Here is a 7557-nt window from a genome sequence, read left to right on the forward strand (position 1 = left end):
AGTTTTTGAATTTAAACCTCAACAAGCCCCGAATAACGGACAATTGACCATGATCCAGCCGACCACCCCACCCCTACAAACCCTTCCCGGCGAAGGAATGCTCGTCGCGATCGCCCCCCAAGTCGAAGATTACCAAATGCTGGAGGCGGGGGTGCTCCCGGGGGCGAAGGTTCTGATACTGGACGGGGATGCGATCGCCCAGATTACGGCGGTTTTGGAGGCGGATGCCTCCATCACCCGTCTCCACATCATCTGTCACGGTGCCCCCGGTGTATTGGAGTTGGGGACGACTCGCCTCGGCGGGGAGAATGTGGGACGGTATCGCCACCAGTTGCGGCGGTGGCGTGTGGCGGAGATTCTGCTGTATGCGTGTAATGTTGCCCCCCTAACCCCCCAATTTTGGGGGGTGGCCCCCCTAACCCCCCAATTTTGGGGGGTGGCCCCCCTAACCCCCCAATTCTGGGGGGAACCCATTTCTGTAATTGCCTCCCCTCGCCCAGAATTGGGAGAGGGGCCGGGGGTGAGGGCCGATCTCCTGTCCCGCCTCCACGAACTGACGGGGGCAAATATTGCGGCGGCTTCCGGTTGGGTGGGAAGTGCGACAAAAGGGGGAAGTTGGAATCTCGATCGCGCGATCGGACGGGTTCGGCGTGACTTCCCATTTGTCGATTCTATTCAACAAAATTATAGCGGAATTTTGGCAACTTTTACAGTTACGACAACCGACGATATTATTACGGGATCTCTTCGAGATGCGGTCGAAATTGCCAATGTGACACCCGGAACAGATAGCATTATTTTTAATATTCCCATCACCGATCCAGGTTACGACCCGATCACCGGAATTTACACGATTCAACCCTTTTCAGAACTTCCTGAAATCACCGATTCTGTTATTATTGACGGTACGAGTCAGCCCGGATTTGCCGGGACTCCAATTATTGAAATTGACGGTTCTCTCATTGACGATGATGCCGACGGTTTGACAATCAGTGCCGCCAGCAGTACGGTTAAAGGTTTGGTTGTCAACCGCTTTTCCGGAAGTGGCATTCGAGTGCAGTCCGACAATAATACAATTGAAGGAAATTTGATCGGCACTGATGGAACGGGAAATTCAATTTTGGGGAACGGAGTCGGCATCGATATTGCAGGCAATAATAATGTCATCGGCGGTGCGATCGCGGACTCACGAAATCTGATTTCCGGCAATGAAGAAGATGGAATTAATCTCCTTTTGGGAGCGTCAGGAAATCAAATTCTGGGAAACTTTATCGGGACTGATATTAGCGGTGCGATCAATTTGGGAAATGGAGATGATGGCATCAGTGTCTTGGGTGATAATAATTTTATCGGTGGTTTCGAGGCTGGAAATATTATCGCATTTAACGGCGATACCGGTGTCGCCGTTCAAATTGATGCCACTGAAAATGCAATTCTCGATAACCGCATTTTTGATAATGAAAATTTGGGAATCGATTTGGATGGAGATGACGATGATATTGACGATGATGGAGTCACACCAAATGACGGCGGAGACGGAGACACGGGGGGCAACAATTTACAGAATTATCCCATTTTAACCGCCGCCATTCTGGGAACTGGCGACACCACCATTGCGGGGACGCTGAACAGTACGCCGAACACCACTTTTACCGTCCAATTCTTCTCAAATCAAGAATTAGATCCCAGCGGTTTTGGCGAGGGCGAGACTTTTTTGGGACAAGCCAGCATCACCACGGACGCAGCAGGAAATGTCAATTTTTCCGAAACTCTTCCGGTGGTTTTGACGGGGACTGAATTTATTACCGCCACCGCCACAGATCCCGATAATAACACCTCGGAATTTTCGGCCGGAATCCCCCTCAATGTTGCGCCGAATCTCGATCTGGATGGAACCGCCGACGGCATCAATTTTAATACTAATTTTGTCGAGGGGGAAGGCGCGATCGCGATCGCCAACAATACTCAAATCGCCGATCCAGACAGTCCCAATTTGGCATCCGCCACCCTCACCCTATCTGTCTTTGATTTCGGTTCCGAAACGTTATCTCTCCCGACTCCCCCCGCCGGAATTGCGGTTGACGGTTTTGAAGATACCGAGTTGGAACGGTATATTTTGGAGTTGACGGGAACCGCCACGATCGCCGATTATCAGAATGCGATCGCCGGGGTAATTTACAATAACATTGCCACAAATCCCGACACCAGCGATCGCACTGTCGAAGTTATTGTTAATGACGGACAGGCGGACAGCGAAATTGCCACAACGACGATTACAATCACACCAAATTTACCTCCCACCGCCGCCGACGACACCGCCACAACTCCCGCCAACATTCCGATTACATTTAATATCACCGAAAACGATAGTGACAGCGACGGAAGTATCGACACCGCCACCGTGGATCTTGATCCGGCGACGGAGGGAATTCAAACCAGCTTCACCGCCGCAGAGGGAGAATTTACCGTTGATGAAACGGGAGATGTCACCTTTATTCCCAATACTGGATTTGTGGGAAATTCCGCGATCGCTTACACCGTCGGAGACAACCTCGGGAAACGCTCCAACGAAGCCACAATTACCGTCAATGTCGAGAATACACCCCCCACCGCGACAGACGACACCACCCTCACCTTGGCGGGACTTTCCGCCTCCGTTGACGTTTTGGCGAATGACTCCGATCCAGACGGGGATAATTTGACGGTAATTGCCACGACACCGGGAAATTTCGGGACTGTTGCGATCGCCGATAATAACCGAGTTGTCTACACGCCAAACGCCGGTTTTCGGGGAAATGACAGCTTCACCTACACCATTTCCGATCCCAACGGCGGAACGGATACCGCCAGGGTAAACCTCTCAATTCTCAACAGCAACCCCATCGCTTTTAACAATAGTGCAACCACCCCCAGTAACAGTCCCGTTAATGTTAATGTCCTCGGAAATGATTACGACGGAGACGGGGATATTCTCTCTTTGGTTGATTTCACTTCCGGGGAAAATGGCGATGTCAGCCGCGACGACAACGGAACCCCCAAAATTCTCACCGATGACTCTCTCATTTACACCCCAAATACAGGATTTAACGGTTCGGATACCTTCACTTATACCGTCGATGACGGCAACGGTGGAACCGATACGGGAACCGTCGTTGTCGAAGTGACAAACGCAACCCCTACCGCCACCGACGACACCGCCGAAACTTCAAACAACGCCGCAGTTAATATCGACGTTCTCGCCAACGACAGCGATCCGGACGGGGATATTCTCAGCATTACCAATGTCACCTCCGGCGATAATGGCAGCGTTGAAATCAACGAGAATAATACCGTCACTTACACCCCAAACCGGGGATTTTTGGGAACCGATACCTTCTCTTATACCGTCGATGATGGCAACGAAAATACCGCCACCGCCACCGTCACCGTCGAAGTGACAAATAGTCCCCCCGTCGCCAACGACGACACCGCCGAAACCCGACACAACCCGGCATTTACAATAACTCCACAAGACTTGGCGACAGTGACGATTGACGTTCTTGCCAATGACAACGATCCGGACGGCGATATTCTCAGCATTACAAATGTCGTACAAGGCGAGAATGGCAGCGTTGAAATCAACGATGATAATACCGTTACTTACACCCCAAACTATGACTTTTTGGGGACTGATACCTTCACTTATACCGTCGATGATGGCAACGAAAATACCGCCACCGCCACCGTCACCGTCGAAGTGATAAACAGTCCCCCCATCGCCAACGACGACTTCATAGAAGTCCCAAGTGGCATCTCCACTGAAATGCGGTTTCTCCTCAACGATCGCGATCCGGATGGCGATATTCTGGTGGTGACAAGTGCCACCCAACCGATGAATGGTGAATTAAATTTACAGCTAGAAGATGTGACAATTTTTTACACTTCTAATCCCGGATTTATCGGCACAGATAGTTTTACTTATACCATTTCAGATCGCCTGGGGGGTACTGATACCGCAACCATCACGATTAATGTTGTCAATTTTCCGCCGATTATCGATTTAGATGAAAGTGCTGATGGTATCAATTTTAACACAGTTTTCAATGTGGGGGGAGAGGCGATCGCGATCGCGAACAATAGCCAAATTACCGATTTGGACGATACCACCCTCGCCTCGGTGACGGTTAATTTTACTCCCATCGACGGCGAATTTGAGACACTTTCTCTGAGTACCATTCCCCCGGAAATTACTGCCACTCCCACCCCGAACGGTTTGAACTTGACAGGAACCGCCAGTTTGGAAGCCTATCAAACGGCAATTGATGGAATTATTTATAATAATACCGCCGAAATTCCCACTCCTGGCGATCGCATCATTACCGTCACCGCCAGCGACAGCAAAACCACCGGCGAAGTCGCAACCACCACCATTTGCCTCAACCAACCCCCCATCGCCACGAATTTAGAAACCACAACCCGCGCCGATACTCCCGTCAGCCTCGATATTTTAACAGAGGCGATCGATCCGGATGGGGATGCGATCGCAATTTCTAACTTTACAAACGGCGAAAATGGCATCGTCACTTTATCCGAAAATGGCTTAATTTATACCCCCAATCCAAGTTTTGGCGGGTTCGACACTTTCACCTATACCCTCACCGACAGCAACGGTGCCACGGCATCCGCAACCGTCACCGTGGGAGTCAGCAACATCGTCGTCACCCCCCCCATTCCCCCCGTCACGGCAGAAAACGACGGTTCGGCGGTGGATGTGGCGTTGAGTCTCCCGCCGACGGCGGATGTCAGAGTTGGGATCGTCTCTTCCGATCCCACGGAAGCGATCGTTGTTCCCAATACCCTAATCTTTACCCCGGAGAATTTTTCCACTCCGCAATCCGTCATCGTTGCGGGTATTTCCGACTTTGAAATAGACGGCGATTCTGCGTTCAATCTGATAATTTCTCCCGCCGACAGTGCCGATCCAAATTATGACGCGATCGACGCACCCGATCTGGCTTTTACCAATCTCGACACCACCAGCATCATCGAGTTTTCTACCCCCACGTTTATCGTCAGCGAAGAAAATCCGGCGATCGCCATCACCCGCAACAATACCGCCGGCGTTGTCGGCATCCGTTTAGTTCTGAGTGGCGGCACCGCCACCCCCAATTCCGACTACGATCCGATCCCCCTAAATGTCGTTTTTAATGAAGGAGAAAATAGCAAAGTCGTCACCCTTCCCATTTTTGACGATCGCCAAATTGAAGCAGCCGAAACCGTCGAGATCAGCCTTGAAAATCCCCAAGCAAATGCCATTTTGGGAACCCAAACTGTCGCCAATGTGGTGATCAATCCCAGCGATGGCGGAGCGTTAAATTTGAATATTCAGAATTTAAGATCCATTACTTCAACCAATCCCCAATTGCGCGATCGGGGTGTCGAATTTTCCAATAATGCTCTGGGAATTGAGGATTTCAACTTAAATGGCAGCGGCAATTTTATCGATGAAAAACCCGGACGATCCGACGCCATCACCTACGATCGCGGCGACTCCATCGATATCGACGTTCCGGAAGGCTTTGTAGACGAAATTTCCTTCCGCTACGCCTCCCCCTTCCGTTCCCATCAAGTGGTGATTCGAGATGCCTTCGGAAACGAACTCGCCAGCCGCACGCTATCGCCGACAAACGATTCCGGACTGACGCCGGGTGCCTACGTTTTGAGCGATCGCATCACGACAATTGAATTTGAAGGAGTCGCCACTTCCGTCGAACTGGGAAGCCAAGCCAACAAGTTGTTAATCGCCGATTTGATGCTCGGTTCTTCTGATAATAATTTACCCGAGTTGGGATTCATGGGTGCGATCGTCGATCCCTTCACCCAGTTATTTTAGTAGGGTGCATTCCCTGCCGTCACCTCCCCCAAAATCTCCCCTATAAACCCGCTTTCTCCCCCCACCAGACACCTAGAAACCGGGTTTCTACCAGCATCTCTCATCCTCCCCAAAAATCTCCCTAGAAACCCGGTTTCTTCCTCCCCAACAGACGCCTAGAAGGTTCCTTCCTCCCCCACCAGATGCCTAGAAACCGGGTTTCTACCAGCATCTCTCATCCCCCACCCACATCTCTCCTAGAAACCCGGTTTCTTCCTCCCCACCGAATCCTTAACCGAGCGTGAAAATCCGGCGGCAGGCGGCGCCGCGCCGCTATAATGGGCAAAACGCCAGCAAGTCACCGGTTATGGACGAACAACCAAAATGTTTACTTATTTCGGATCGAAAAAGAGCAGGCTGAGAATTTGGTTTATAATTGAGTCAGGAGCGCGACCCGGGAAAACTCTGGCTAATCCTGAAGTTGACCCAGAAAGTTAATGTAAGCTTGGGAGGGTGAGCGGATGCAAATTACTCTAAATCTACCGGATAGCCTTAGCCAAACCGAAACCTTTAATCAGAACGACTGGCTTAGGGAAATTGCTGTGGCTCTGTTTGAGCAAGAGCGGGTTTCTCTCAGCCGTGCCAGCACAATTGCGGTGATGGATATTATGGACTTTCAAAAGCTGCTGGCAGAGCGTGGCATCTGTGTACACTACGATGTGGCAGATTTTGAACAGGATGTTGAACACCTGCGCGATCGCGGCTGGTTATGATTGTTGTGAGCATCTCTCATTCTCCCCAAAAATCTCCCTAGAAACCCGGTTTCTTCCTCCCCAACAGACGCCTAGAAGGTTTCTTCCTCCCCACCAGATGCCTAGAAACCGGGTTTCTACTAGCATCTCTCATCCCCCACCCACATCTCTCCTAGAAACCCGGTTTCTTCCTCCCCACCGAATCCTTAACAGGGCGTGAAAATCCGGCGGCAGGCGGCGCCGCTCGGCTATAATGGGCAAAACGCCAGCAACTTCGCCCCCCTAGCCCCCCAATTCTGGGGGGAACCGGAGCTTCAAGTCCCCCAAAGTTGGGGGATTTAGGGGGCGAGTGTTCAATCAGTAGGGATGCGGGATTCGTGCAGGTGTGCGGGTTGGTGGCGGAACAGTTGCAGGGGGAGGCATAGGAACATGAGTTTTTGGCGAAACTGGCTGCGAAAATTAGCGCAATCTCTCAACAATTCTCCCACAGAAAATGACCGTAGGGGCGCAAGGCTTGCGCCCGACACCGCCAATTCGGACGCCTCCACAGCAGAAGATTTGGCATTTTTACAGGAAGCGGTAAAATTGACAGCCGAGAGTAATGTTAACCCATCCGTCGTTTATCCGTTCCTCGCCACTCGCACGGCTCAACTTAATATCAACTTAATTGCAGCGATTCGAGCCTTTGCTACAGATAGCACAATTATCGATCTCTTGAATTTTGCTAATTTAGTCCAGCAATTTCCCCTCGGTCAGCGCGATGTTAATCTAGAAATTTCTATCGCGATTTACAGTATTGCTCTGGACTTTTTCAAGCGGGATACTAACGCCTCTTCTTGGGCAACAATCCAAAATAATCTGGGGACTGCCTACTCTGACCGCATCCGGGGAGAGCGGGCACAGAACATAGAAGATGCGATCGCCTGCTACCGAGACTCCTTGCTAGTCTACACC

At 51.0% G+C, this 7557-nt stretch carries 3 protein-coding genes; all 3 read left to right on the top strand.

Annotation, left to right across the window (positions count from 1 at the left end; all coding sequences use genetic code 11):
* The first annotated feature begins 49 nt into the window (after positions 1-49).
* Positions 50-5872 (top strand): Ig-like domain-containing protein, encoded by a 5823-nt coding sequence (locus AC0QHF_RS28855; protein ID WP_324707733.1) that lies wholly within the window; start codon positions 50-52, stop codon positions 5870-5872.
* Between the two features lie 500 nt (positions 5873-6372).
* Positions 6373-6624: a UPF0175 family protein gene (locus AC0QHF_RS28860; protein WP_324707734.1), complete on the top strand. Its 252-nt coding sequence runs from the start codon at positions 6373-6375 to the stop codon at positions 6622-6624.
* Between the two features lie 408 nt (positions 6625-7032).
* On the top strand, positions 7033-7557 hold a 525-nt coding region (locus tag AC0QHF_RS28865), incomplete at its 3' end, for a tetratricopeptide repeat protein (RefSeq protein ID WP_324707735.1).

It is taken from the genome of Lyngbya sp. CCY1209 (assembly GCF_055795065.1).